The 25,380-nt window shown below is 71.4% G+C and carries 30 protein-coding genes; 12 read left to right on the top strand and 18 right to left on the bottom strand.

Annotated features, from left to right (window positions below):
• The first annotated feature begins 20 nt into the window (after positions 1-20).
• From ACIA5G_RS07425 to arfB, 6 genes are all read left to right on the top strand, one after another.
• A complete protein-coding gene (locus tag ACIA5G_RS07425; protein WP_395921328.1) occupies positions 21-899 on the top strand; it encodes a helix-turn-helix domain-containing protein in 879 nt (292 codons plus the stop codon).
• A gap of 203 nt (positions 900-1,102) precedes the next feature.
• A complete protein-coding gene (locus ACIA5G_RS07420) occupies positions 1,103-1,342 on the top strand; it encodes a DUF397 domain-containing protein (protein WP_395921327.1) in 240 nt (79 codons plus the stop codon).
• Positions 1,329-1,634, top strand: coding sequence for a hypothetical protein (locus tag ACIA5G_RS07415; protein ID WP_395921326.1), 306 nt, complete (start codon positions 1,329-1,331; stop codon positions 1,632-1,634). The genes ACIA5G_RS07420 and ACIA5G_RS07415 overlap by 14 nt, the downstream gene beginning before the upstream one ends.
• Positions 1,635-1,752: 118 nt before the next feature.
• Complete coding sequence (gene purF, locus ACIA5G_RS07410) at positions 1,753-3,279, top strand: amidophosphoribosyltransferase (protein WP_395921325.1); 1,527 nt, start codon at positions 1,753-1,755, stop codon at positions 3,277-3,279.
• A 30-nt stretch (positions 3,280-3,309) separates the two neighbouring features.
• A complete protein-coding gene (gene purM / locus ACIA5G_RS07405) occupies positions 3,310-4,380 on the top strand; it encodes a phosphoribosylformylglycinamidine cyclo-ligase (RefSeq protein ID WP_395921324.1) in 1,071 nt (356 codons plus the stop codon).
• Positions 4,381-4,412: 32 nt separating this feature from the next.
• Positions 4,413-4,844 (top strand): alternative ribosome rescue aminoacyl-tRNA hydrolase ArfB, encoded by a 432-nt coding sequence (arfB, locus tag ACIA5G_RS07400; RefSeq protein ID WP_395921323.1) that lies wholly within the window; start codon positions 4,413-4,415, stop codon positions 4,842-4,844.
• Here the strand turns inward: arfB and ACIA5G_RS07395 are convergent.
• The 3 genes from ACIA5G_RS07395 to ACIA5G_RS07385 form a co-directional block, all read right to left on the bottom strand.
• On the bottom strand, positions 4,841-5,593 hold the full coding sequence (locus tag ACIA5G_RS07395; protein WP_395921322.1) for a GNAT family N-acetyltransferase: 753 nt from the start codon (positions 5,591-5,593) through the stop codon (positions 4,841-4,843). The two genes, arfB and ACIA5G_RS07395, sit on opposite strands and share 4 nt — an antisense overlap.
• Positions 5,594-5,773: 180 nt before the next feature.
• Complete coding sequence (locus ACIA5G_RS07390) at positions 5,774-6,430, bottom strand: VanZ family protein (protein ID WP_395921321.1); 657 nt, start codon at positions 6,428-6,430, stop codon at positions 5,774-5,776.
• 266 nt (positions 6,431-6,696) lie between these two features.
• Complete coding sequence (locus ACIA5G_RS07385; RefSeq protein WP_395921320.1) at positions 6,697-7,602, bottom strand: Gfo/Idh/MocA family protein; 906 nt, start codon at positions 7,600-7,602, stop codon at positions 6,697-6,699.
• A gap of 77 nt (positions 7,603-7,679) precedes the next feature.
• On the opposite strand from ACIA5G_RS07385, the gene ACIA5G_RS07380 reads away from it, so the two are divergent.
• The 4 genes from ACIA5G_RS07380 to ACIA5G_RS07365 all read left to right on the top strand — a co-directional run bounded on the left by ACIA5G_RS07380 (position 7,680) and on the right by ACIA5G_RS07365 (position 12,372).
• The gene (locus ACIA5G_RS07380; RefSeq protein WP_395921319.1) at positions 7,680-8,309 is read left to right on the top strand and encodes a hypothetical protein; all 630 of its coding nucleotides are present in this window, start codon (positions 7,680-7,682) and stop codon (positions 8,307-8,309) included.
• The gene (locus ACIA5G_RS07375; protein ID WP_395921933.1) at positions 8,299-9,378 is read left to right on the top strand and encodes a CbiQ family ECF transporter T component; all 1,080 of its coding nucleotides are present in this window, start codon (positions 8,299-8,301) and stop codon (positions 9,376-9,378) included. Before ACIA5G_RS07380 ends, ACIA5G_RS07375 begins: the two co-directional genes overlap by 11 nt.
• Entirely contained in the window at positions 9,375-10,973 is a 1,599-nt protein-coding gene (locus tag ACIA5G_RS07370) for an ABC transporter ATP-binding protein (protein ID WP_395921318.1), read from the top strand. The genes ACIA5G_RS07375 and ACIA5G_RS07370 overlap by 4 nt, the downstream gene beginning before the upstream one ends.
• 553 nt (positions 10,974-11,526) lie before the next feature.
• A complete protein-coding gene (locus ACIA5G_RS07365; protein WP_395921317.1) occupies positions 11,527-12,372 on the top strand; it encodes an ECF transporter S component in 846 nt (281 codons plus the stop codon).
• On the opposite strand, the gene ACIA5G_RS07360 is transcribed toward ACIA5G_RS07365, so the two are convergent.
• From ACIA5G_RS07360 to ACIA5G_RS07350, 3 genes are all read right to left on the bottom strand, one after another.
• The gene (locus ACIA5G_RS07360) at positions 12,354-13,364 is read right to left on the bottom strand and encodes an alpha/beta fold hydrolase (protein WP_395921316.1); all 1,011 of its coding nucleotides are present in this window, start codon (positions 13,362-13,364) and stop codon (positions 12,354-12,356) included. The two genes, ACIA5G_RS07365 and ACIA5G_RS07360, sit on opposite strands and share 19 nt — an antisense overlap.
• A gap of 103 nt (positions 13,365-13,467) precedes the next feature.
• On the bottom strand, positions 13,468-14,322 hold the full coding sequence (locus ACIA5G_RS07355) for a 3-hydroxybutyryl-CoA dehydrogenase (RefSeq protein ID WP_395921315.1): 855 nt from the start codon (positions 14,320-14,322) through the stop codon (positions 13,468-13,470).
• A 122-nt stretch (positions 14,323-14,444) separates the two neighbouring features.
• The gene (locus tag ACIA5G_RS07350) at positions 14,445-14,633 is read right to left on the bottom strand and encodes a DUF3073 domain-containing protein (RefSeq protein WP_257923485.1); all 189 of its coding nucleotides are present in this window, start codon (positions 14,631-14,633) and stop codon (positions 14,445-14,447) included.
• Between the two features lie 207 nt (positions 14,634-14,840).
• On the opposite strand from ACIA5G_RS07350, the gene ACIA5G_RS07345 reads away from it, so the two are divergent.
• Positions 14,841-15,737 carry a hypothetical protein gene (locus ACIA5G_RS07345; protein ID WP_395921314.1) on the top strand — a complete coding sequence of 299 codons (897 nt, stop codon included), beginning with the start codon at positions 14,841-14,843 and terminating at the stop codon, positions 15,735-15,737.
• Here the strand turns inward: ACIA5G_RS07345 and ACIA5G_RS07340 are convergent.
• The 3 genes from ACIA5G_RS07340 to ACIA5G_RS07330 are packed head-to-tail and all read right to left on the bottom strand — an operon-like array spanning position 15,734 to position 18,415.
• A complete protein-coding gene (locus tag ACIA5G_RS07340) occupies positions 15,734-16,669 on the bottom strand; it encodes an asparaginase (protein WP_395921313.1) in 936 nt (311 codons plus the stop codon). The two genes, ACIA5G_RS07345 and ACIA5G_RS07340, sit on opposite strands and share 4 nt — an antisense overlap.
• Positions 16,666-17,235 carry an aerial mycelium formation protein gene (locus ACIA5G_RS07335; RefSeq protein ID WP_395921312.1) on the bottom strand — a complete coding sequence of 190 codons (570 nt, stop codon included), beginning with the start codon at positions 17,233-17,235 and terminating at the stop codon, positions 16,666-16,668. The genes ACIA5G_RS07340 and ACIA5G_RS07335 overlap by 4 nt, the downstream gene beginning before the upstream one ends.
• Before the next feature lie 49 nt (positions 17,236-17,284).
• Positions 17,285-18,415, bottom strand: a complete 1,131-nt coding sequence (locus tag ACIA5G_RS07330; RefSeq protein WP_395921311.1) for a YgfZ/GcvT domain-containing protein — start codon at positions 18,413-18,415, stop codon at positions 17,285-17,287.
• A 31-nt stretch (positions 18,416-18,446) separates the two neighbouring features.
• Here ACIA5G_RS07330 and ACIA5G_RS07325 point away from each other — a divergent pair, with 31 nt between their 5' ends.
• Entirely contained in the window at positions 18,447-19,295 is an 849-nt protein-coding gene (locus ACIA5G_RS07325; protein WP_395921310.1) for an aminodeoxychorismate lyase, read from the top strand.
• On the opposite strand, the gene ACIA5G_RS07320 is transcribed toward ACIA5G_RS07325, so the two are convergent.
• The 9 genes from ACIA5G_RS07320 to ACIA5G_RS07280 form a co-directional block, all read right to left on the bottom strand.
• Entirely contained in the window at positions 19,274-19,693 is a 420-nt protein-coding gene (locus ACIA5G_RS07320; RefSeq protein WP_395921309.1) for a hypothetical protein, read from the bottom strand. The genes ACIA5G_RS07325 and ACIA5G_RS07320 overlap by 22 nt on opposite strands.
• A gap of 99 nt (positions 19,694-19,792) precedes the next feature.
• A complete protein-coding gene (locus tag ACIA5G_RS07315) occupies positions 19,793-20,650 on the bottom strand; it encodes a biotin-dependent carboxyltransferase family protein (protein ID WP_395921308.1) in 858 nt (285 codons plus the stop codon).
• Positions 20,647-21,243: an allophanate hydrolase subunit 1 gene (locus tag ACIA5G_RS07310; RefSeq protein ID WP_395921307.1), complete on the bottom strand. Its 597-nt coding sequence runs from the start codon at positions 21,241-21,243 to the stop codon at positions 20,647-20,649. The genes ACIA5G_RS07315 and ACIA5G_RS07310 overlap by 4 nt, the downstream gene beginning before the upstream one ends.
• Positions 21,244-21,247: 4 nt before the next feature.
• The gene (locus ACIA5G_RS07305) at positions 21,248-21,862 is read right to left on the bottom strand and encodes an FABP family protein (protein ID WP_395921306.1); all 615 of its coding nucleotides are present in this window, start codon (positions 21,860-21,862) and stop codon (positions 21,248-21,250) included.
• A 127-nt stretch (positions 21,863-21,989) separates the two neighbouring features.
• Positions 21,990-23,348, bottom strand: coding sequence for a DHA2 family efflux MFS transporter permease subunit (locus tag ACIA5G_RS07300; RefSeq protein WP_395921305.1), 1,359 nt, complete (start codon positions 23,346-23,348; stop codon positions 21,990-21,992).
• Between the two features lie 121 nt (positions 23,349-23,469).
• Positions 23,470-23,781 (bottom strand): DUF1416 domain-containing protein, encoded by a 312-nt coding sequence (locus ACIA5G_RS07295; protein WP_395921304.1) that lies wholly within the window; start codon positions 23,779-23,781, stop codon positions 23,470-23,472.
• Positions 23,781-24,617, bottom strand: a complete 837-nt coding sequence (locus ACIA5G_RS07290; RefSeq protein ID WP_395921303.1) for a sulfurtransferase — start codon at positions 24,615-24,617, stop codon at positions 23,781-23,783. Before ACIA5G_RS07290 ends, ACIA5G_RS07295 begins: the two co-directional genes overlap by 1 nt.
• A 29-nt stretch (positions 24,618-24,646) precedes the next feature.
• The gene (locus ACIA5G_RS07285) at positions 24,647-25,081 is read right to left on the bottom strand and encodes a DUF4395 domain-containing protein (protein WP_395921302.1); all 435 of its coding nucleotides are present in this window, start codon (positions 25,079-25,081) and stop codon (positions 24,647-24,649) included.
• Between the two features lie 81 nt (positions 25,082-25,162).
• On the bottom strand, positions 25,163-25,258 hold the full coding sequence (locus ACIA5G_RS07280; RefSeq protein WP_395921301.1) for a putative leader peptide: 96 nt from the start codon (positions 25,256-25,258) through the stop codon (positions 25,163-25,165).
• Between the last annotated feature and the right edge of the window lie 122 nt (positions 25,259-25,380).

Raw genomic sequence — 25,380 nt, 5'->3', positions numbered from 1 at the left:
GACGCGCGGAAGGTCCGGGAATGAACGCGGTGAACGCGTCCGCAGGCGAACAGAACATCGGCCCCACGGCGCGCCGGATGATCTTGGGCTCCCAGCTGCGGCGGCTGCGTGAAGAAGCCGGCATCACCCGGCAGCAGGCCGGGTACAACATCCGCGGGTCCGAGTCGAAGATCAGCCGCCTCGAGCTGGGCCGGGTCGGGTTCAAGGAACGCGACGTCACCGACCTGCTGACGATGTACGGCGTCGTGGACGAAGGCGAGCGCCAGAGCTTCCTCGACATGGTGAAGCAGTCGAACGAGCCCGGCTGGTGGCGGCGGTTCGGCGACACGATGCCGAACTGGTTCACCGATCTGGTCGGCCTGGAAGAGGCAGCTGCCCGGATCCAGATCTGGGAGCCGCTGTACGTCTCGGGACTGCTGCAGATCGAGCCGTACGCGCGGGCGATCTTCAGCCACGGCCGCTCGGAGATGGCGAACGAGAGCGTCGACCAGCTGGTCGCGTTGCGGATGCGACGCCAGAAGATGTTCACCAGGCCGGACGCCCCGCGCATCTGGATGGTGCTCGACGAGTCCGTGCTGCACCGGCCCATCGGCGGAACGCGCGTGCTCAAGGCGCAGCTCGAGTACCTGCTCGAGATGAGCGCGCTGCCGAACGTGTCCGTGCAGATCCTGCCGTACGAGCGCAGCGGGCTGTCCGCGGAGCACGCGTTTTCGCTGCTGCGGTTCGGCGAGCCGGAATTGCCCAACATCGCTTACATCGAGTACCTCACCGGCGCGCACTACGTCGAGAAGCGCGAAGAGATCGAAAAGTACAGCCGGCGGCTGGACATGCTGGCCGTCGACGCGGCGACTCCCGAGCGCAGTCGTGAGTGGATCTCGAAGCGTCGCCAGGAGATCTAGAAGGTCAGGCGGTCCGGAAGCCGGTCACGCGGCGTAGTTTTCACTGCTGCTTGAACCGGTCATGGTCACTCTATAGAGTAACTATGCACAAAATTCTGCACGTGCATTTACCGCTGCAAGAACACGTGCTAGCGTCCTTTACGCGGGCAAATGCACATGCAGATGCATCGCCTCCAAAGACTTCCGCAAGGAGAGGTGGGACCATGGCTGAGCGTTTTGAGAACGGCATCCCGGCTGACCGGCTTGCGGGTGCTCAGTGGCGCAAGGCGAGCTACAGCGGCTCGGTCGGCAACTGCGTCGAGGTCGCCCCCTTGTCCTCCGGCGAGATCGCGATGCGCAACTCGCGCTTCCCGACCGGGCCGGCGCTCGTGTACACGCGCGCGGAGATGGCGGCCTTCCTGGCGGGCGCCAAGGACGGTGAGTTCGACGATGTCCTCGGCTGAGGCCGTCGCTCCCGTCATCGACATCGAAACCGGACTGCAGCAACTGGTGGCTCGCGGTTACCAGTTCGTCCACCCCGCCGACGAGCGCGGTGAGGTCCTCGCCGTTGTCGGTGTGCGGGTGCACGACGACGTTGTGGACGTGGTCCGGCTCAACGCCGAGGACGACGTGGTGGCGACCCGGATGCCCGGCACCGAAGAGAACATCTTCGAGCCGGAGCGGTGGCTCTGGCGCCGCCGCGGTGATGGCACGCAGGTCCTCGCGGAGATCCTCTCGCTGCCGGATGCGTGTTAGGTGCAAAAGCTTGCAGGCCCTGTCCGAAGTGGTCAGAACCACGTCGGGCGGGGCCTGACTCGTGTCCGCACCGTTTACACTGAGTTTGGCCTGATCACGTCTTCCTGGGAGCACCTCGGTGGTTTCCGACCCGCAGCTCGTGTCCGACCAGCCCGACCCGGAACCCCGTGAGGAGTGTGGCGTCTTCGGCGTCTGGGCTCCCGGGGAAGAAGTCGCCAAGCTGACCTACTACGGCCTCTACGCCCTGCAGCACCGGGGCCAGGAGGCCGCCGGCATCTCCGTCTCCGACGGCTCGCAGATCGTGGTCTTCAAGGACCTCGGCCTGGTCAGCCAGGTGTTCGACGAGCAGATCCTGCAGTCGCTGCAGGGGCACATCGCCGTCGGGCACTGCCGGTACTCGACCACCGGCGCGACCATCTGGGAAAACGCCCAGCCGATCTTCCGCACCACCGACACCGGCAGCGGCCTTTCCTTCGCGCACAACGGCAACCTCGTCAACACGGCGGAGCTGCGCGAGCGCACCATCGCCGCCGGGCTCAAGCCGCACGCGGGCCTGACCGGCTCGTCCAGCGACTCGGACCTGGTCTGCGGCCTGCTCGCCGCGAACGCCGCCGACAAGGGCATCGAAGCCGCCGCGATGGAGCTGCTGCCCACCCTCAAGGGCGCCTTCTGCCTGGTCTTCGCCGACGAAAACACCCTTTATGCGGCGCGTGACCCGCACGGGGTGCACCCGCTGGTGCTCGGCCGGCTCGAGCGCGGCTGGGTCGTTTCGAGCGAGACGGCGGGCCTCGACATCGTCGGCGCGTCCTTCGTCCGCGAGGTCGAGCCGGGTGAGCTCATCGCGATCGACGCGGCGGGCCTGCGTTCGTCCCGGTTCGCGAACCCGGACCCCAAGGGCTGCGTCTTCGAGTACGTCTACCTCGCCCGCCCCGACACCACGATCGCCGGCCGCGGGGTGCACGCCACCCGCGTCGAGATCGGCCGCCGGCTCGCCGGTGAGCAGCCGGTCGAGGCCGACCTGGTGATGCCGGTGCCGGAGTCGGGCACCCCCGCCGCGATCGGCTACGCGCAGGGCTCCGGCATCCCCTACGGCACCGGCCTGGTGAAGAACGCCTACGTCGGGCGCACCTTCATCCAGCCGTCGCAGACCATCCGCCAGCTGGGCATCCGGCTGAAGCTGAACCCGCTGCGCGACGTCATCCGCGGCAAGCGCCTGGTGGTGGTGGACGACTCGATCGTCCGCGGCAACACCCAGCGCGCGCTCGTCCGGATGCTGCGGGAGGCCGGCGCGCTCGAGGTGCACGTCCGGATCGCGTCACCGCCGGTGCGCTGGCCGTGCTTCTACGGCATCGACTTCGCGTCGCGGGCCGAACTGGTCGCGAACGGCGTCGACCTCGACGGCATCCGGCGCTCGATCGGGGCCGACTCCCTGGGCTACATTTCCCTCGACGGCCTGGTCGCGGCCACGGAGCAGCCGAAGTCGCGGCTGTGCACGGCGTGCTTCTCCGGTGAGTACCCGATCGCGCTGCCGGAGGACGCGCTGATCGGGAAGCACCTGCTCGAAAGCCTCGACGCCGTCAATGGCGCGGCGAGCCCGGTCAGCCCCGCCGGGTACGGTGCCGAGGACGCCGTCCGGCGTCCCTAAGCAGTCCTTCCAGTAGGGAGTCCTTCCACCGTGAGCGAGTCCACGAGCGCCACGTACGCCGCCGCCGGCGTCAGCATCGACGCCGGTGACCAAGCCGTCGAGCTGCTCAAGCCGCACGCCGCGCGGGCGACGCGCCCCGAGGTCCTGGGCGGCGTCGGCGGTTTCGCCGGGCTCTTCTCCCTGAAGCTCGACAAGTGGAAGGAGCCGGTGCTCGCGTCGTCGACCGACGGCGTCGGCACCAAGATCGCGGTCGCGCAGGCGCTCGACAAGCACGACACGGTCGGCATCGACCTGGTCGCGATGGTGGTCGACGACCTGGTCGTGACCGGCGCCGAGCCGCTGTTCCTGCAGGACTACATCGCCGTCGGCAAGGTGTTCCCGGAGAAGATCGCCGCGCTGGTCGGCGGCATCGCCGAAGGCTGCGTCCAGGCCGGCTGCGCGCTGCTCGGCGGCGAGACGGCCGAGCACCCCGGCCTGATGGGCGAGCACGACTACGACATGTCGGCCACCGGTGTCGGCGTGGTCGAGGCGTCGGCCCTGCTGTCGCCGGAGAAGGTCCGTCCGGGCGACGTCGTGCTGGCGCTCGGCTCGTCCGGGTTGCACTCGAACGGGTACTCCCTCGCCCGGCACGTGCTGCTGGACATCGCGCGGATGCCGCTCGACGGGCACGTCGAGGAGTTCGGCCGCACCCTCGGCGAGGAGATGCTGGAGCCGACGCGGATCTACGCGAAGGACTGCCTGGCGCTCGCCGCCGAGACCGAGGTCCGGACGTTCGCGCACATCACCGGCGGCGGTCTGGAGGCGAACCTGGCCCGCGTCATGCCGCGTGGCCTGGTCGCCCGGCTCGACCGCGGCACCTGGACGCCGGCTGCGGTCTTCGCAGTGGTCGGCCGGCGCGGCAAGGTCGAGCGGTCCGAGCTGGAGAAGACGTTCAACATGGGCGTCGGCATGGTCGCGATCGTCGGGCCCGAGGACGTCGACCGGGCGCTGGCCATGCTGACCGCGCGGCACGTCCCGGCGTGGGTGCTGGGCGACGTCCAGCCGGCGGACGACGTTGATGGCCCGCGCGCGGTGCTTTCGGGTGACCACCCGCGGTTCTAAAGGCACTTGATCGCGGCTGTCACACTGGTGACATGGCAGCCGGAGACGTGGTGATCGGCTCCCGGTTCACGATTCCGGGAGCCGAGCTGACCGAGCGCTTTTCGCGGTCGTCCGGCCCGGGCGGCCAGGGTGTGAACACCACCGACTCGCGGGTCGAGCTGTCGTTCGACGTCGCCGCGTCGCCGTCGATCCCGGAACACCTGCGGGACCGGGTGCTGGCCGGGCTCGAGGCCCGGCTGGTCGACGGCGTCCTGACGATCGCCGCCAGCGAACACCGCTCCCAGCTGCAGAACCGTGAGGCGGCGCGCGGCCGGTTGGCCAACCTGCTGCTCGACGCGTCGGCCCCGCCGCCCGCCAAGCGGCGCCCCACGAAGCCGTCTCGCGGTTCGAAGGAGCGCCGCCTGGCGTCGAAGAAGCGCCGGAGCGACGTGAAGCGAGGCCGCTCCGGCCGCTTGAACGACTAGCTCATCGACAGGTGCACACACTCGCCCGCCGGCCGGTAGCCGACGCGGGCGTAGACGTTCCCGATCCCCAGGTCACCGGGGGTGAGGAACGCCGTGTTCGCGCCGGCTTCGTGCGCTTCGCGGGTGAGCCGCGCGGTCAGCGCCGCGGCGATCCCGCGACCGCGGTAGGCCTCGAGCACGGCGATGCCGGCGATCTCGGTCGTGCCGTCGACGATCTCGAGCGCGAGCCCGCCGCCGACCACCGCACCGGTGGCGGTGTCTTCGGCCAGGAGGTGCCGCACCCCGGACTCGACGCCGGACTGCAGGCGTTCGACCTCCTCGTCGGGGACCTCCGGCGACTCGCCGAACGCCGTGTTCTGCGCTGACCGCATGCGCCGGACGTCCTCGCCGGACTCCGGCGCGCGCAGCCGGATCCCCGCCGGCACCGGCTTGTCGACCCGGTCGGCGGGGGCGCACGTCATCAGCGGCACCCGCCGTTCGAGCGCGTACCCCGCGTCGACCAGCAGTTTCTCCAGCTCGGGGGCGACGTCGGTGAAGTACTCCAGCCGCGGGAGCAGGTCCCGCCGCCGGAACGCGCCGGTCAGCGCGTTGATCTCGGCCGCCGTCGGCTTCGCGCCGTCGTCCGGGATCGCGTAGTTGAGCATCGGGTGGTCCGTGCCCCGCGCGTAGGTGGCCAGGAAGGGGCCGACCTGTTCGGTGTCGCGGCCGCGCGGCGCCGTCTTGCGGACATAGGTCTGGATGGCAGACATTGCTGGGTTGGAGCCTTTCGAGAGCATGTCAAGGAGCCGCAGCCCTGAGCGGGCCTGCGGGCGGAGCGCTGGGCGTCGGGCCTAGCGGGGGCCGACGCCGAGGGCGGCGCCAGGCATAGGCGGTCATTCCTTGACTCGAAGGGGCTCTTCCGGACCATTTTTGCATGGTCCGCAACCGGTTTACTGCCGTTCCGGGTGCGCGATGGCGGCGTAGCGCGTGTCCCACACCGATCGGGGGACGCGCATCGTGAGTGCCGGGGATTCGCAGATCCGCCGCCGTTGTTGCGGGATGGCCACCGGCACCGGGGGCGGCAGGTCCAGCGCGCGCCAGCCGCGGCGGCTCAATGCCGCGCCGAGCGTCGCGCCCGCGGTGTTGAGCAGGACGTCGTCGGTGGACGTCACCCGGCCGGTGTGGATCAGATATTGCGTACCTTCCACCAGCAGCGATGCGGCCAACGCGGCCAGAGTGACGCGGGCCAGCGTGCGCAGGCGGCGCATCCGCAGCGGGAGCAACGCGCCGAGCGGCGACAGCAAAAGGACGTTGCCGATCACCTGCCAAAGCGAGCCGTCGTCGCCGAAGGCCGCCGTGATGTCGGCGCCGGGCACCAGGTCGAGCGTGCTCCCGCCGGAACCGCCGACAGGCATGATGACCAGGCAGAACACCAGGAATGCGACGAGCAGCGCGGCGCTGTCGACGCCGGCCGTCGCGGTCGCGTAGCGGGCCGGCAGTCTTCGGCGACGTCGCGCCGCGAGCAGTGGCCAGCCGAGCAACGCGTACGGCAGCGCGATGGCCGAAACCGGAATCATCCCCCAGAAGGCGCGCAGCAGGGCTTCCATGCGCCTCCTCTCTCGAACCCCTCAAGATCTTCGATGCGCGATGAACCAGCCCTCCCAAGATCACCTTCGCATCACAAGATCGACTCGGCATGACGAGCGGGCCGCACTATTCGGTGATCTTTCCGGTGGCGCGACGAGGCTTCCCGTGGTTCGGTCGGCAGGCGCACTGTCCACAGTGGAGCCTGTGGACAACCCTGTGGATGAATTCGGGGAGTTTGTGAAGAAGTCTTACTTCACAACGTGAATCCGGCGAGGGGGCCTGTGTACTACTCGGCCAGTTCGCGGGCCTGCTCGAGCAGGGTCTGCAGGTGCAGACCACGCCGGACGTCGCAGGGGTGCGTCGTGGTGCCGCTGGCGATCATCGCGGCGAAGTCGTCGAGCAGGGAGGTGTAGGCCTCTTGCGTCGAGCCCGGTTTGCGCCCGAGAGTCCGGTATCCGTGCTGACCCCAGACGGCGACCTCGACCACGGTCGGCTGCACCGGCAGCCGCAGCGAGAGCGTGGCCGTGCTGACGACGCCGTCTTCGTGGGCCAGCATCAGGTGCCAGAGGTCGCCGGGGCTCCGCCGCGCCGCCACGACCTCGGTGATCGGGCCGAGTGCGGCGTCCAACATGTCGAGTGCGTGCGGGCCGACGTCGAACAGGGCGCCGCCGTCCTCGTGGCGCCACTCCGAAGTCGCGTACTGGCCGCCGAGGAGGCCGCCGGACAGCCAGCGCGCGCCCCCGCCGGCCCATCCGCCCGCCTGGGCGAGGCCGGTGAGCCACTCCTGGGTCTGCGCCGAATACCGCAGGGTCAGCACGACGAGCGCGGCGACGTCGGCGGCCGCGACCGCGTCGGCCAGCCGTCGCGCGCCGGCGAGGTCGGCAGCGATCGGCTTCTCGAGGATCAGGTGCTTCCCGGCTTCGGCCGCGCGCACCCCCAGCTCGGCCTGGATCGCGGGCGGCACGGCCAGCGCGACCGCGTCCACCTGCTCGAACAGCTCCTCGACACTGCTCGCGGTGGCCGCGCAGTGCGTCTCCGCAAGCGCTTGCGCCGCCTCCGGCCGCCGGGCCCAGACGGCGGTCAGCGCGGTGCCGGGATGATCTGCCAGGCCCGGTGCGTGCACCGTCGTCGCCCACGGGCCGGCGCCGATCAGGCCGACGCGCAGCTGTCCGTCCGCGATGAGCTGTCCCACGCGCCGCAGTCTAGGTGTGTCCCGCGTCGCGCCGGAACCGCACCTTCGGCGGGCGGCGACCTGGATAAAGTGCCTGCATGATCGCCTCTCGTCTCGCCCGTCTTTCCGCCGTCTCCGCCGTGCTGCTCGGCGCCTGCCTGGTGGGTGCCGCACCCGCGTCGGCGACGGGCACCGAGGGGACGTGCCCCGAGGGTGGCGGCGTGACGGTGATCGTCGACTTCGGCGACCTGGCCCCGCAGCCGCTGGTCCGCTGCGCCGCGGGGACACCCGCGACCGGTGTCGCGGCGCTGCAGGACGCCGGGATCGAGGTCGCCGGCTCGCAGAAGTACGGCCTGGCCGTGGCGTGCCGGATCCAGGGCAAGCCGGGTCCGGACGTCGAGTCGTGCGCGGGGATGCCGTCGGCGACGGCCTATTGGAGCTACTGGCACGCGGCGCCGGGCGGCGCCTGGACGTCGAGCCAGGAGGGCGCGCAGACGGCCAAGCCGGTGGCGAACGGCTTCGAGGGCTGGGCTTACGTGCGTCCCGCGTCGGCGGACGCGATGCCGACGCCGCCTCGCGTGGCGCCGGTGCGCCAGGCCGTGGCGCCCGCTCCCGCGCCCGCCGAAGCGGGCAGTTCGTTCCCGTGGGGCGTGGTCATCGGGGCCGTCGTGATCGTGGTGGTCGGTGGCGCGGGCGTCGTCGTCGCGCGCCGGCGGCGTGCGCAGTAGGGCGCTGCACCCCGGCGCCTGGTGGGCCTGGGCGCTCGCGCTCGCCGTCGCGGCCAGCCGGACGACGAACCCGCTGCTGCTCGGGCTGATCATCGCCGTCGCCGGGTTCGTCGTGGCGAACCGGCGGAGTGACGCGCCCTGGGCGCTGGCGTTCCGGCTGTACGCGTACGTCGGCGCGTTGATCGTCGCGTCACGGGTGCTGTTCCGGATTCTGATCGGCGGCGAGGACGGCGGCCACGTGCTCTTCACGCTGCCGCGGATCCCGCTCCCGGCGTTCGCGGCCGGGGTGTCGCTGCTCGGGTCGACGTCGGCGGAGGAGCTGCTCGGCGGCTTCTACGACGGCCTGCGGCTGGCGACGATGGTGATCTGCGTCGGCGCGGCGAACGCCCTGGCCAACCCGAAACGCCTGCTCAAGGCGGTGCCGGGGGCGCTGTACGAGGTCGGCACGGCGGTCACGGTGGCGCTGACCGTGGCGCCTCAGCTGGTCGAGAGCGTCCAGCGCGTGCGGCGGGCCCGGCGGCTGCGGGCGGGCCGGACTCGCGGGCTGCGGGCGGTCAAGGGCATCGTGGTCCCGGTGCTGGAGGACGCGATGGACCGGTCACTGCGGCTTGCGGCCGCGATGGACTCCCGCGGTTACGGCCGCCGGGCGTACCTGAGCGCCGGCGTGCGTGCGGTGATCGCTTCCTGTGTCCTGTTCGGGCTGGTCGGCGTGTGTGTCGGCGTCTACGGGGTGCTCGACGGGACGTCGACGTGGCTCGGCGTGCCGCTCCTGGCGGCCGGGCTCGCGGTCGCCGTGGTGGGCTTTGTCCTCGGCGGGAAGCGGGTGCGGCGGACGGCGTACCGGCCGGATCCGTGGCGGTGGCCCGAGACGGCGGTCGTGCTGGCCGGGGTCGGGGCGTGTGTGCTGCTCGTCGTGACCTCCCGCATCGATCCGGAGAACCTCTACCCGTCGCTGAGCCCGTTGCGCTGGCCCGAGGTGTCGCTCGTGCACGCGTTGTCCTTGCTGGTCGCGGTGCTGCCGGCGTTCGTCGCGCCGCCGCCCCCGTTGTTGTCGGAGGTTGTCCGGTGATCGAGTTTTCCCAGGTCACGGTGACCTACCCGGACGCGGCGCGGCCGGTGCTGTCGAAGGTCTCGCTGCTGGTCGAGGAGGGTGAGCTCTGCCTGGTCGCCGGGCCGACCGGGGCCGGCAAGTCGACGTTCCTCGGCGCGATCAACGGGCTCGTCCCGCACTTCACCGGCGGACGGCTGGCCGGGCGGGTGGTGGTCGACGGGCTGGACACGGCGTTGTACCCGCCGCGTGAGCTGGCGGCGGTGGTCGGTGTGGTCGGGCAGGATCCGCTGGCCGGGTTCGTGACCGACACCGTCGAGGAAGAGCTCGCGTACGCGATGGAGCAGCTCGCCGTGGCGCCGGACGTCATGCGCAAGCGGGTCGAGGAAACCCTGGACCTGCTGGGCATCGCCGAACTGCGCAACCGTCCACTTCGGACACTTTCGGGCGGGCAGCAGCAGCGCGTCGCGATCGGTTCGGTGCTGACGGCGCACCCCCGGGTCCTGGTGCTCGACGAGCCGACGTCCGCATTGGACCCGACGGCCGCGGAAGACGTGCTGGCGGCGATCACGCGGCTGGTGCACGACCTCGGGACGACGGTCGTCGTTGCGGAGCACCGGATGGAGCGCGTCGCGCAGTACGCCGACCGGCTGCTTTACCTGCCGGGTGACGGATCGGTGCGGTCCGGGCCGCCGGCGGAGATCCTGGCGACGTCCGAGATCGCGCCGCCGATCGCCGAGCTGGGGCGGCTGGCGGGGTGGTCGCCGTTGCCGCTTTCGGTGCGGGACGCGCGGCGTGTTGCCGGACCCCTGCGGTCTCGGCTCCAGAAATTGTCGGTGGTGGGTTCTACTCTCTCCGTGACCGGTCAAGCACTGGACGTGAGAGGGGTGGTGGTCCGCTACGGAGATGTCCTGGCGGTGCGCGGGGTGGACCTGCGCGTCGGGCAGGGGGAGATTGTCGCGCTGATGGGACGCAACGGCTCCGGCAAGTCGTCGCTTCTCTGGGCGGTGCAGGGCAGCGGGCCACGATCGGCGGGGAAGGTCGACGTCGGCGGTGCGGATCCTGCGTCGCTCAAGCCACGAGTGGCCCGTCAGCGCGTCGGGCTGGTTCCGCAGACCCCGGCCGACCTGCTGTACCTCGATTCGGTCGACGCCGAGTGCGTACAGGCCGACACCGAATCCGAGGTCCCGGCAGGAACGGCGCGCGAGCTGCTGGATCGCCTCGCCCCCGGGATCGCCGGTGCAGCGCACCCCGGCGACCTGTCCGAAGGGCAGCGACTGGCACTGGTGCTGGCCGTCCAGCTGGCGGCGGCACCCCCGGTCGTCCTGCTCGACGAGCCGACGCGCGGCCTCGACTACCACGCGAAACGGCGCTTCGCCGCGATCCTGCGAGAGCTGGCCTCGCAGGGCCGCGCCGTGGTGCTGGCCACCCACGACGTCGAGTTCGTGGCCACGGTGGCCCACCGCGTGGTGGTCATGGCCGAGGGCGAGGTGGTCGCGGACGGCCCGACGAAGGAGGTGATCGTCGCCTCGCCGGCGTTCGCGCCGCAGGTGGCGAAGATCCTCGCGCCGGAGCGGTGGCTGACGGTGGACGAGGTCGCGGAGGCGCTGGCATGACCGGCTCCTTCGGCTTCGGCTCGCTGCGAGTCCATCCGGCCCGTCGGCGCGCGCCCGGCGAGTTGGGTCGGGGTTCGCTTGGCGGCTTCGCGGTCCGTGGGGGCAGCCCTGCGTTCCGCAGGTGCCCGCCCGGCGGTCTCGCGATCCGCCGGCGCCTTTCCGGTGGTGCCGCGCACCACGGTTGGCTGCGTGGGTCCGCGCTCCGCGGCCGCCTGTTCGGCGACGCCGCGCACCACGGTTGGCTGCCTGGGTCCGCGTTCCGCGGCCGCCTGTCCGGCGACGCCGCACACCGCGGCCGCCTGTCCGGCGCCGCACACCGCGGCTGCGTGGGTGGCTTGGTACGGCACGGTCGCCTGTCCGGCGGCCCGTCGCGGCCGCCCGGTGGCGCCCTGCGTGGCTGCCTGTGTGGCGCCGTGCTCCGCGGTTGCCTGTCCGGCAGGTCTGCGTGCCCGGCTGGCGGTGCCCTCCGCGGCTGCCTGGGCGGCGCCGCACTCCGCGGGCACCGGCCCGGCGGCCCCGCACGGCCACCCCGTGCCGGCGGAGCGAGCGCGGCATGAGCGACTTCCTCGGCCCACCGCCACGCGCTGTCCGGCTGCCACTGCGGCCTGCGCTCGTCCTGGGCGTCGCGAGCCTCCTCGGCATCGCCATGTTCTGCTGGCCGTTGTTCGCGCACCCGCAGCCGAGCGGGGCCGCGCACACCACGGACGCTCCGTTCGTGTTCATGGCGACCCTGCCCGTGCTGATCCTGGTCGTCCTGGCCGAGCTGTCGCGCGGGGGCATCGACGCCAAGGCACTTGCGCTGCTCGGGGTGCTGTCGGCGGTGAATGCGGGCCTGCGGCCGCTCGGGGCGGGGACCGGGGGCATCGAGCTGGTGTTCTTCCTGCTCGTGCTCGCCGGGCGGGTGTTCGGGCCCGGGTTCGGGTTTGTGCTCGGCTCGACGTCGCTGTTCACGTCGGCGCTGCTCACCGCGGGTGTCGGACCTTGGCTGCCGTTCCAGATGCTGGCTTCGTCGCTGATCGGGCTCGGGGCCGGGTTGCTGCCGCGGAAACCGCGTGGCAAGGCGGAGATCACCATGCTGGTGGTCTACGGCGTTGTCGCGGCCTACTTCTTCGGGCTGTTGATGAGCCTGTGGACGTGGCCGTTCCTCGCCGGCTCGTCGTTCAGCGGCTCGCACGAGGGGCTCGGGTTCGTGCCGGGCGCGCCGCTGCTGGACAACCTTCACCGGTTCGCGGTGTTCACCGTCCTGACGTCGACGCTCGGCTGGGACACCGGCCGCGCGATCACCAATGCGGTGGCGATCCTCCTGCTGGGCCCGGCCGTCCTGGCGGTCCTGCGCCGCGCGGCCCGCCGGGCGGCCTTCGACGCGCCCGCGGTGTTCGATCAGACGAGCGCGTCGTAGAGGTCGACCAGCTCCGCCATCTTGCGTGCGTCCGGGACGTGGCTCGTGTCGAGGTCGACGACCCGGAAGCGGTTGCCGGGTGTCGCCTTGTCGGCCTCGCGGATCATGCGGTCCTGCAACGGGAGCGGGACGATCCGGTCGCGCAGGTGCCGGACGTAGACGCGCGGGACGCGGCCCCACCGGGTGCGGTTGCCGCGGGCCGGGGTGGCGCCCTTGGTGAGGAGGTCGTCCGGGGCCATGGTGTTGAGGAACGCGTAGAACTCGGCGTCCGTCGCCTCGGCCAGGAACGCCTCCTTCGCCGCCGCGAGGAGCTTCGGGTCCGCGGTGCGCCAGTTGAAGCGGACCGCGCCGATCACCGACGGGTCGGCCGCGACGAAGCCCAGCAGGTCGCCGACCCGGGACGTCGCCGCTTCCGGGGTGACCATGTACTCGTCCGGGGTCGCCAGGTCGACGCAGCAGAACGCCGTGTCGTAAACGAGGAGGTCGATCAGGTGCGGGACGACGTCCGCGACCAGGCTGATCATCGCGCCGCCGATGCTCGCGCCGACCAGCACCACCGGGCCGTGCGCGGCCGCGCGGCGGACCGTCTCCACCGTGGCCGCGACCTGGTCGGCGACCGTGACGCCGGCCAGGGCCGACGGTTCCGTCGCGAACGCGGCCAGGTCCTGGGGTGCCTGGTAGGACAGCCGGAACTGCTGGCCGGGCTGGTCGATGCCGACGCCGCGGTGGCCGCGCAGGACCAGCTCGTTCGGGGCGGCCGAGACGCCGTTGGCGCCCGCGGCGAAGACGAACGTGGTCACCCGGCCGCACGAAGCACGGCCCGCGGCGGAGGAGGCGGCCGAAGCGGGCGAGGCAGCGGCGCCCAGCGCGGCGGCAGGTGAGGCAGCACCAGGTGACGCGGCAGCAGCGGGCGAGGCGGCGGCCAGCACGGCAGGCGACACGACTCCGAGACCGGCGGCGGCCAAGGCGGTGCGGCGAGTCAGTTCAGGCATGCCTGTCAGTGAAGCGAGCCGCGGAGCGTGGCCCAAGACGACAAAGTCGCCGCCCCGACCACCAAAAGTGGACCGGGCGGCGACCGAAGTCGATAAAAGTCGATCAGCTGTAGGAGTAGAAGCCGCGGCCGGTCTTCTTGCCGAGCAGGCCCGCGTCGACCATGCGCAGCAGCAGCGGCGGCGAGGAGTACAGCGGCTCCTTGAACTCGGCGTACATCGAGTCCGCGATGGCCTTGATGGTGTCCAGCCCGATCAGGTCGGACAGCCGCAGCGGGCCCATCGGGTGGGCCGTGCCCAGCTCCATGCCGCGGTCGATGTCCTCGGCCGAGGCGAAGCCCGACTCGATCATCCGGATCGCCGAGAGCAGGTACGGCACCAGCAGCGAGTTCACGATGAACCCGGCGCGGTCCTGCGAGCGGATCACGGTCTTGCCCAGCGCCGTCGTCGCGTGCTCCTCCGCACGGCGCGCGGTGTCCTCACTGGTCAGCAGCGAGGGCACCAGCTCCACCAGCGGCAGCACCGGCACCGGGTTGAAGAAGTGGATGCCGACCACCTGCTGCGGCCGGCTCGTCGCCATGCCCAGCTTCATGATCGGGATCGACGAGGTGTTGGACGCGAACAGCGCGTCCTCGGCCTCGACGATCTTGTCCAGCTGGCGGAAGACGTCGACCTTCGCCTGCTCCTGCTCGAGGATCGCCTCGACGACCAGTTCGCGGTCGGCGAACTCGGCGATGTCCGTGGTGAAGCGGAGCCGGCCGAGGGCCGCTTCCGCGTCCTCAGGGGAGAGCTTGCCGTTCTTGACGCCGCGCTGGAGCGACTTCTCGATGCGCGCCTTGCCCGCGTCGAGCGCCGGCTGGTTCACCTCGGTGACCACGACGTCCAACCCGGACCGTGCGTGCACCTCGGCGATGCCGGAACCCATCAGTCCCGCCCCGACGACCCCAACCCGACTTACCACCGGCTCACTCCTTCGTCCGCTCGCAGCCCCGCGCTCTGGGTAAGCACTTTTTGGGCAGCACGCAGCGCGCGAGGGCGGTGACCGGGTTGTGCCCGGCTACGCCCTCGCGCGGTTACGCGTGCTCAACGACGGTACTCGTCGTACCCGTCGTCGTACGGGTCTTGATCATCGCTATCGGGCTCCTCGTAATGACTGTTAGAGGAACCACTCGACAGCTCGCGCTGCAAAGCATCGAAGTCGGTCTCGTGCGAGCTGTACTTGAGCTCGCGCGCCACCTTCGTCTGCTTGGCCTTAGCCCGGCCGCGCCCCATGGCTCGACCCCCTCGCACAGGGGCGGGGCGGCCGGGGGAATCGGCGGCCCCGCATCGTCTCGACAATTCTTTCCTGCTCACACCGTACCGTGTCCGGGGGGTTCGATGCGACGTGGCACGGTGTGCTGGTCGTGACAGTGTCCGCCGGACACCGGTTACCGGCCGGTCGGTGGCGATCGGCGCAGGTAGACGTGCCACGATCTACCCGTGCTCCGTCCCTTCGTGGCCTACTTGCGGGTGTATGAACCCCTGCTCGCCCTGGGCGACCCGCCGGACGAACGGCTGCGTGCGGCCGTCGCGGCGGCCAAGCTCCGGCGGACGGACGCGGGCGCCCGCGAGCAGGCCATGTGGCTCAAGTCACAGGTCGCTGCGCCGCGGCGACTGCTGCCCGCCGAGCTCGCCGACGGCCGTCCGGCGCCCAGCCTGCTGACCGACGTCCTGGTGCTGGATCCCAAGGACGTGCCGGGTGGCAAGGTCGCGAACGGGCCGCTCGTCTGCCCCCTCGAACTGCGGTCGCGCTCGGCCGCCGCGCTGGTCACCTTCATCGGTGACGCGCACCCGGCGCTCAAGAACGTCGTCCTCGACGAGGGCGGTTTCACCCAGGAAGCGATCCGCGCCCGGACGAAGTCGGCGATGGCGGACCTGAGCACCACCGCGGCGCACACCCTCTCCACCACGTGGACGGTCCCGCTGCCGTGGTTCGTCCTGGTCGACCCGGAGGAGCGGCGGCTCGTGCTCGGCAGCGGCCGTGACGATCCCGAGCGCGAGCTGTCCTGGCGCACCACCCTCGCCGACGCCCAGCACCGGGCGCGGGAGGCCGGCGAGCTGCTGGAGCAGACGTTCGGCGACTCCGGGCCGGGGCGCGTGCTGTTCGAGACGCGCCGGTGGCTGGACAACTTCCACGCGGACTCCGTCGTCGAGCTCGACTACGGCGGCCTGGTGCAGCTGTTCGCGGACGCGGTCCTGGAGGCCGACAACACCGCCGACGAGGTGCACGACATCCTGGACGCGCTGCGCTCCGGAAACGTCGAGGAGCTTGCCGAACTGTTCTCCGACCTGCGGGAGTTCTGGGGCGACCTGGCCGCCCGCGAACGCTCCAACTAACCGCGCAGCTCCGGCACGCGGATCTCGCCGACCGGCCGGCCGCCGCCCAGCACCGAGCCGCGGGCCAGCGTGCCGAGACCGGACACGTCGGCGCCGAGGTACCTGAGCGCTTCGACGGCGAGCGGCGCGCAGGCCCGCTTCGCGCCGTCGTCGATCTTGATCGCCACCGCGAACCCGTCCGGCAGCGCGAACGCCTGGACACCTTCGGCGCCACCCTTGGCGACCAGACCGTCCACGGCGGACATCAGCTCGGTGTCCTCGCGCCCGGTGCCGGCGACCAGCCACGGGTGCGCGCGCATCGCCGAAGCGACCGTCCGCTCTGGTCCGTCCGCCGCGGTCGCAAAGCGGCCGAACGCGCGGGCCAGCGCCGTCAGTGAGAACGCGAAGAGCGGCGCGCCACAGCCGTCGACGCCGGTGTGCGCGATCGGCTCGCCGGTCAGCTCGGTCACCGTCGTGGCGATCGCCTGCTGCAGCGGGTGGTCCGGCGCCTCGTACCCCGCGGTCGGCCAGCCGGCGCGGACGCAGGTGGTCAGCATCGCGGTGTGCTTGCCGGAGCAGTTCATCATCACGCGCCGCGGCTCGGCGGCGTCGCGCATGCTCGGGACGTGCAGCGGGAAGTCCGGCGGGCAAGCGAGGTCGTCTTCGTGCAGGCCGGCTTCTTCGAGCAGCTCGAGGACCCGCTTGACGTGCCCGGGCTCGCCGGAGTGCGACGCGCACGCCAGCGCGAGGTCTTCGCCGGTGAAGCCCAGCCCCGACCGCAGCATGCCGACGGCCTGCAGCGGCTTGTTCGACGAGCGGGGGAAGACCGGTGACGTGACGTCGCCGAGCGCCATCCGGACGTCACCTTCGGGGCCGGTGATCACGAGCGCGCCGCGGTGGACACTTTCGACAAAACCGGATCGGACAACCTCGGCGAGGACGGGGTCGGTCACTGAACTTCGTGCCCGCCTTCGCTCTCCAGCAGCTCGTCCACAGTGGCCGAACCCTGCTGGTAGCGCTTCGCGATCTCCGCGTTGAACGTGTCCATCACGCCCTGGACCTCGCGCCGGAAGGACGACACGGACAGCTCTTCGCGGGCGTAGGTGTCCAAAGCGGAGGCGAGCTTCTCGTCCGAAAGGGTCCCGACGTCGGTCAGGTCGGTGTCGCCGATCAGGGCCTCGGCGTGGCGCCGGTGCTCCCCGGCCCGCGACGGTTCGAGCTGCTGGTGCCGTCCGGAGCCGGCGGCCGGGCCCAGCGCGTTGTCGGCCAGGATCGTGGCCAGCTGGTCGACGATGCTGGACTCCCCGCCGCCCGAGCTGCGCCGCGACTGCTCCGCGCGCACGATGTCGATCCGGGCGTGGAGGAGCCGCCGCAGGTAGGACAGGTCCGTCTCTTCCTGCGCGGCTTCGTCGCGCCGCTCGCGCAGCACCTTCAGCGGCAGTTCACCCAGGCCGCTGAGGTACCCCGGGCCGAGCACGCGGTCGATTCGCCGCCTGCCGCCGGGCCGCACTTCGATCACAGCGCAGTTTATCCCGGTTGAGGGTGATGTCGCTGTCAGGGGCTTTTGTTCAGCCACGAAGTTGGGCCGCCGCCGCCCGCCCCGGGGCAGGGAGTTCGGACGGCACGGAGTCGGGGTCGATCGACGCCTGGACGAGGTTGTCTTCGGACCCGGTCAGCAGCTCCGCGCCCACCGGCGTCGACCGCTTGACCAGCGCCAGCGCGATCGGGCCGAGCTCGTGGTGCTGGATCACGGTGCCGACGCGGCCGACCGTCCGGCCGTCCAGCAGCACCGGGTCGCCGGGCTCCGGCCGGATCTCGGGTGAGCCGTCGAGGTGCAGCAGGAGCAGGTTCCGCGGCGGACGGCCGACGTTGTGCACCTTCGACACCGTCTCCTGGCCGCGGTAACAGCCCTTCGCGACGTGCGCGGCCGAGCCGACCCAGCCCACTTCGTGCGGGATCGTGCGGTCGTCGGTGTCGACCCCCAGCCGCGGCCGCACCGACTCGACACGCAGGGCCTCGAACGTCCAGCTGCCGGCCGCCCGGGCGCCCGCGTCGGTGAGGCGCTGCCACCAGGTGACGAGCTCGGCGCGCGGCACCGCCAGGTCCACGCTGGACCGGCCCGGCCACGGCATCCGCCGGGCGAAGCCGCCGCCGGGCAGCGCGGCGACCGCGTACGGCTCCGGGCCGACCTCGACGCCGGCCGCGCTCAGCACGCGCTCGGCGTCCGGGCCGAGCACGGTGAGCAGCGCGAGCTCTTCGGTCGCGTCCCGGATGTCCACCTTGGACCAGAACTTCATGGCTTCGAGGTATTCGTGCAGCGTCTGGGGGCCGCCCTTGGGCAGCGCGCTGGTCACGCTCGTGCCCGGGTCGGTGTCGAGCCAGACGGTGCCGTCGAGGTGCGCCACGACCATGTGCGTCTCGACGCGGCCCTGGCTGTCGAGCACCAGCGCTTCGGTGCCGGAGCCTTCGGCCAGCTCGGTCACGTGCTGCGAGATCACCAGGTGGAGCCACGAGAGCCGCTCTTCGCCGGTGACGGCGAGGAACTCCCGGTGCGAGCGGTCGATGACGACGACTCCGCGCGAGGCTGTGCGCTGCTCCGCGAACGGGTCGCCCCAGTGCCAGGGGGTACCGGCTTCGGGGTGGTCGTCGGGCGGCGGGATGGATCCGGGCACGTCCAGCAGCGGCGAGCGGTACGGCATACCGCCCAGCCTAGGTGAGTACCGTGTCGGCATGCGCGTGCTCGTCTTCCTCGACGGAACCCAGGCTGACCCCGACGTCGCCCAGATCAAGGTCGACGACCTCGGGCTGCTGCGCGGAGACGGCGTTTTCGAGACGATCCTGGTCGTCGACGGCAAGCCCCGTGAGCTGCGGCCCCACCTCGAACGGCTGGTGCGGTCGGCGGCCATGCTCGACCTGCCGGAGCCCGACCTCGCGGCCTGGGAGCACGTCGTTTCGACGGTGCTCGAACGGTGGGCCGGCAGCCCCGAAATGGTGCTGAAACTGGTGTACACCAGGGGTTCCGACGGTGATCCCGACGCGGTGCCGACCGGCTTCGCGGTGGGCTCGGAGGTCCCGCCGTCGATCCTGCGCGCCCGCGCCGAAGGGGTCGCGGCGGTCACCTTGGACCGCGGCTTCCCGCCGGACCTCGCCGAGCGCGCGCCGTGGCTGCTGCTCGGCGCGAAGCCGTTGTCGTACGCCATGAACATGGCCGCGGTGCGCGAAGCCGGCCGCCGCGGGGCCGAAGATGTGATTTTCACCGCCGCCGACGGCTCGGTGTTCGAAGGCCCGACGTCGACGGTGGTGCTCGCGAAGGGCCGGACGCTCTACACACCGCCGTCGAGCATCGGGATCCTGCCGGGCACCACCCAGGCCGCGCTGTTCCGCGGCGCCGAAAAGGCGGGCTGGTCGGTCAAGGTGGAGCCGCTCCGGGTGGCCGACCTGGTCGAGGGTGACGGTGTGTTCATGGCGTCGTCGGTGCGCAAGCTGACCCGGGTCCACACGCTGGACGGCTCGCCGCTGCCGGACTCGTCGGCGGTGTACGCCGAGCTGGTGGCGGCTTACGAGGGCGAATACGCCTGAGTGATCCGCACGATCGCGGGCGCGACCGCCTCGGCGCGGTAGGCGGCGATCTTGTGGTGGCCGTCGATGATCAGCTCACGCTCACCGTCGGCCAGCACCACGGCGACCGGCCGGTGGCCGCTGCGGATGGCGGTCCGGTAGTAGCCGACCCGCGCCTCGTCGGACGGCGGCCAGGTGTCGGTCGGGCTGAGCAGCTGGTCGTCCGAGAGCCGTTCCGGGCCGCTCACCCGGTAGTCGCCGTCGACGAGCAGCTCGAAGACCGGGCCGAGCGTGGTGGCCAGCGGGCGCCGCAGCTGCCCGGTGGCGAGGGCGATCCGCAGCGCTTGGGGCAGCTCCGCCCGCGCACGCTTGTTCACGTCCAGGAAACCCGTGCCACCGCTGATCGTCACCTGTTCCACGCCTAACAGGACGGGCGACGGCGCGACATGGTTCCAGCCCCTACCCGGACGGGTGCACGGCGTGATCGGGGTCTCACCCGCGTGGCGGTACAGCGTTGCTCAGGACCTCCGGAACCGCACCCGGGTGCCGGGCCGGGCCTGGGCGAGCGCCCCCAGCGCGCGGGGCCGGACCACCGCCGCCACGGGGTAACCGCCGGTGGTCGGGTGGTCGGCCAGGAACACCACCGGCAGCCCGTTCGGCGGCACCTGGATCGCGCCCGTCAGCACGCCTTCGCTGGGCAGTTCCCCTTCCGCGTACTCGGCCGCGCGCCGCAGCGCCGTGCCTTCGAGGCGCAGGCCGACGCGGTTGGACTCCGACGTCACCGTCCACCACGCGGCCAGACCGCTGCCCGGCGAGACGAGCCAGTCGTCGCGGGGGCCGAGTGTCACCGGGACCACCAGGTCGCCGGGCGCCGAAGCCGGCACGACGACGTCCGCGCCCGTCGGGATTCCCGTGGGCGGGCCGAGCGGAAGCACGTCCGACGCGCTGAGCGGCGCGGGCCCGATGCCGGACAGGACGTCCCTCGAGCGGCTGCCCAGCACCGGCTCCACCACGAGCCCGCCGGACACCGCCAGGTAGCAGCGCAGCCCGGTGGACGGCGTCCCCAGCGTCAGTGTCTGCCCGGCCCGGACCGGCACCGGCGTGTGGGAGCCGAAGGAACGGTCGTCGACGACGACCGAAACCGGCGGGCCGGTCACCGCCACCGTCGCCGACGTCGTGAACCGCACCGAGAGACCGCCGAGCAGGGCTTCGATTCCCGCGGCCTCCGCGGGGTTGCCGACGAGGCGGTTCGCCAGCCGCAACGACGACACGTCCAGCGCACCCGAAGGCGCGACGCCGAGGTGGGCGTAACCCGGCCGGCCGAGGTCCTCGACCAGCGCCTGCGGACCCGGCGTGAGGACCTCCAGGGCCCTCATCGGACGGCCCGGAAGCGGACCCGGTCACCCGGCGCGAACAGCGCGGGCGGGTCCGCGTGCGGGTCGAACAGCGTCGCCGTCGTGTGCCCGAGCAGCCGCCAGCCGCCCGGGGATTCGCGCGGGTAGACGCCGGTGAATTCGCCCGCAAGCCCGACAGAACCGGCTGGGACGCGGGTCCGCGGTGACTCCAGCCGTGGCTGCTGCAACGACGCAGGAAGCCCGGTCAGGTAGCCGAATCCGGGCGCGAACCCGGTGAACGCCACCGTGTAGACCGCTTCGGTGTGCAATGAGACGACGGCGTCCGTGGACACCCCGGCGTCGTCAGCGACCAGGGCGAGGTCCTCGCCGTCGTAGTGGACGTCCAGTGTCACTTCGCGCGGCTCGCCGGCGGGTGGGTGCGTCAGGTCGGCGTTGTCCAGCAATGCCCGCACCGCCGCCACGCCGCCGACGACCAGCAGGCTGCGTGCGCCCGGCACCAGGTCGACAACACCGTCGGGGCGGGCCGCGCAGACGGTTGCGTGGGCGGCCCGCATCTGGTCGAGCGAATCGCAGTCGAGCAGGGCGGCGTCCTCGCCACACCGCCGCCAGCGCACGGCGTCAGCCGGCGACGCGGCGCAGCAGTGCCGAAGTGTGGGGCTGCATCTCCTGGCCCATCATGGCGCGCTCCTCGACGTAGCCGAGGGAGCCTTCGATCAGGCCGTACAGCCGCTGGGCCGCGGTGACGTCCTTCGCGGTGGACGTGCGGACCACCGCGTCGGTGCCGAGCTCCCAGGACGTCTGGTTGCGCGGTTTGCCGTAGTACAGCTCGACGATGCCGGTGTTGTGCGTGAGCAACAGCTCCAGCGTGTCGTCTTCCTGTGGCCGCCAGAACCCGGACTCGCGGGCGGCGGGACGGATGACGTTGCCGTCGTCGTCGAGCAGCCACGCACGCGCCTCGTGGATGAGGAACGGGCGGCCGTCGTGCGAGATCGTCAGCTGCTGCGCGAACTTGCGCGGGCCTTCGATGGTCGGGTAGTCGACCTCGCCTTCACCGCGCCAGACGCCGACGAGCGGCAGCAGCGCGAGGCAGGCGTCGTTGAGGTTCGGCCCCTCACGCAGGTTCGCGGTGTCGTTGGGGATGGGCAGGTCGTCCCACAGCGGAAGATTGCGCTCGCGAGTGCTCTCCGCGCGCATCTCCGCTGCTGCGATGGCGTCGTCGCCGCTGGCGGTCATGGGTCAGCGCTGGTCCGCGTAAAGCCGGTAGACGACGTACACGGCGAACCAGGTGATGGCAACGCCCGCCAGCACCAGCAAGGTCGTAAACAGAGCTTCCACGCCCAGCAGAATAGTCCGCCCCCGCTCACCCGGCCCGGCGCAGGGTCACCGCGGTGAGCACGGTCACCGCGAGCAGCACCACACCGGCCACGCCCATCGCCGCGTGCAGGCCGCTCGGCAGCGTGTCGCCGCGGGCCAGCAGCGCACCCAGCGCGGCGACACCGAGCGCGGTGCCGGTCTGGCGGGCGGCGTTGACCGTCGCCGACGCGATCCCGCTGCGGTTGCCCGGCAGCCCGGCCAGCCCGACGATGTTCGACGGTGTCACCGACAGCCCGACCCCGGCGCCGGCCAGCGCGAACGCGATCGCCACCAGCCAGTACGGGCTCGTGGCGTCCAGCAGCAGGAACGCGAAGGAGCCGACGGCCGCGACGAAGTAGCTGATCGGCAGGAGCCGTTCCGCGCCGTAGCGTGCGGAGAGCCGGCCGGCGGTGAAGGCCGCGGCGACGTTCGTCAGCACGTACGGCAGCATCTGGACGCCCGCCTCGGTCGCCGTCGCGCCGCGGGCCTGCTGCAGGTAGACGCCGATCAGGAACACCGCCGGGTAGGCCGCAAAACCGAGGCCCCACGCGGCGAAGATCGCCACCGAGAACCGGGTCCGGGCGAACAGCCGCACCGGCAGCATCGGGTGCGGCACCCGCAGCTCGACCACGATGAACGCCGTCAGCGCGGCGAGCCCGAGGGCCCCGGTGACCAGCACGGACGAGCTCGAGCCGAGCCGTCCGGCCTCGATCACGGCGAACGTCAGCAGGCCGATCCACAGCGCGCCGAGCACCTGCCCGGTCAGGTCGAGCGCGCCGTGCGAAGGGTCGCGGGACTCGCTGATCCCACGGCGGCCCAGGACGACGGCGACGAGCCCGATCGGCACGTTGAGCAGGAAGATCGCCGGCCAGCCGAAGGTGTCCGTCAGCGGGCCGCCGATCAGCGGGCCGAGCACCAGTGCGCAGCCCGCGACGGTGCCCCACAGGCCCATCACCCGCGCCCGCTCGGCCGGCTCGGTGAACGCGTGCGCGAGCAGCGCGACCGCGCCCGGGATGACGGCGGACGCGGCGAAGCCCTGGATGATCCGGGCGGTGACCAGCAGTTCGAGGGTCGGCGCGAGCGCGCAGCCGACTGACGCGATCGTGAACAGCGTCAGCCCGCACAGGTAGACGAGCTTGCGGCCGTAGCGGTCGCCGAGCGTGCCACCGGAGAGGATCACGGCGGTGAGCGCCACGGTGTAGCCGTCGATGATCCACTGCAGGCCGCTGAAGGTCGTGCCCAGCGTCCGCTGCATGGTCGGCAGGGCGACGCTCACCACGCTGACGTCGAGCAGCGCCATGAAGGTGCCGAGGAAGACGGCGGCGAGCAGGCCGGTCCGGCGGGTCGCGGGGGCGGTTAGGATCACCTAATCAGTTTGCGACCTCAACCGGGCTCGAGGTCAACTCGTCGCATGCTGTCCGAAACGCCGTAAAGGCCCCCTTCCCGGCTATAAGAGCCGGTAAGGAGGCCTTCACGGCACTCGAAACTCAGGCGACCGAGATGGCCAGCTGGTGCACGCCCGGGCCTTCCGCGGTCACGGACGCTTCGCCGTTGCCGCTGCGGTGCAGCGCGCGCACGGTCCAGTCGCCCGGCGCCGCGTAGAAGCGGAAGTCGCCGTCGGCCGACGAGACGACCTCGCCGGTGAAGTCGCCGCCGCCGTCCAGGAGCCGGACGAACGCGCCGCCGACCGGCCCGTCCGCGCCGGTCACCTTGCCGGCCAGGACTACCTGGCCCCGGGTGTCGTAATCCGCCGGCGTGGCCTCCTGGGCCGGTGCGCCGCAGCTGTCGTCAACCGCCATCACTTGGCTCCCAACTCGACCGGCACGCCGACGAGCGAGCCGTATTCCGTCCATGAACCGTCGTAGTTCTTGACGTCCTCGTAACCCAGGAGCTCGTGCAGCGCGAACCACGCGATGGAGGAGCGCTCACCGATGCGGCAGTAGGCGATGGTGCCCTTGCCCTCGTCGATGCCCTCGTCCTTGTAGAGCTCCTTGATCTCGTCCTCGCTCTTGAAGGTGCCGTCCTCGTTGGCGACCTTCGCCCACGGCACGTTCAGCGCGCCCGGGATGTGGCCCGGCACCTGGGACTGCTCCTGCGGCAGGTGCGCCGGGGCGAGCAGCTTGCCGGAGAACTCGTCCGGCGACCGCACGTCGACGAAGTTCTTCGCGCCGATGGACTGGACGACCTCGTCGCGGAACGCACGCAGGGAGAGGTCCTGGTCCTTGGCCTTGTAGTCGGTCGTGTCGCGCTTGACCTCGTCGGAGTTCAGCTCACGGCCGTCGAGCTCCCACTTCTTGCGCCCGCCGTCGAGCAGCTGGACGTTCTCGTGGCCGTACAGCTTGAAGTACCAGTACGCGTACGCGGCGAACCAGTTGTTGTTGCCGCCGTAGAGGATCACGCGGTCGTCGTTCGAGATGCCCTTCTCCGACAGGAGCTTCTCGAAGCCCTCCTTGGAGACGAAGTCGCGGCGCACCCCGTCCTGCAGGTCCTTGCGCCAGTCGAACTTCACCGCGCCCCGGATGTGGCCGCCGTCGTAGGCGGTGGTGTCCTCGTCGACCTCGGCGAACACGACGCCGGGGGTGTCCAGGTTCTCCTCGGCCCACTGGGTGGTGACCAGGACGTCTTCACGGCTCATGGGACAGAACTCTCTTTCTGGGTTGTTCTTCAGGACGACGCGCGGGCGGGACTGAAGCGTTTGATCAGCAAGAACATTTCGCAGCCCAGGCAGAAGTCGAAGGCCGCGTTGAGGAAGGCCGCGAACAGCGCGAACGCCGTCGCGACGATGCCGAGCGTGGTGACGTCGAGCGCGAAGCCGATCGTGCCGACGAGCGCGAACACGAACCCGACGGCCTGGGCGAACCGCAGCGGCGCCGCGTCCTCCCGCTCGTCGGTCGGGCCGAGGCGCGGGGCGACGAGGGCGCGGTACACGATCGAGTAGGGCGCGGGCTTGAGCCCGACGAACGCGCCGATCGCGAACACGACGGTCTGGATCGCCAGCAGTGGCCACCACTGGGTGACCAGGACGACCGCCAGCACGATCGTGGTCAGGATGGCGGCGAACCGCGGGCCCCGCGGGTCGACGGCCGGTCCGGCGGACATGGTTCCTCCAGCTGGAGCAGAGGGGGGTGCGTGCGAACGGCACGCTTCAGCGGCTTCGGGCTGGCTGGTTCCGGGCGTGGTTCAGCGCCGGTCGGACGGACGGCGACACAGGCTGCTGCGGACGCGGCAGAGGTCCACTGCGCGTCGCTGCGTGAGGAAGTTGGTCAGCCTGGTCACGGGTGCGAGCGTACCCAGCTCTCCCTCAGAGTGGGAACCACGTTCACACTCTGGGAGAAGTCCCGTTATGTGGGAGATCACCAGCCCCAGGACGCATCTTTCCTAGCGAAAGTGAATGTGCG

Origin of the sequence: Amycolatopsis sp. NPDC051758, assembly GCF_044453095.1 — a bacterium.
GTDB lineage: Bacteria > Actinomycetota > Actinomycetes > Mycobacteriales > Pseudonocardiaceae > Amycolatopsis.
This window is presented reverse-complemented; position numbering and strand designations above follow the sequence as displayed.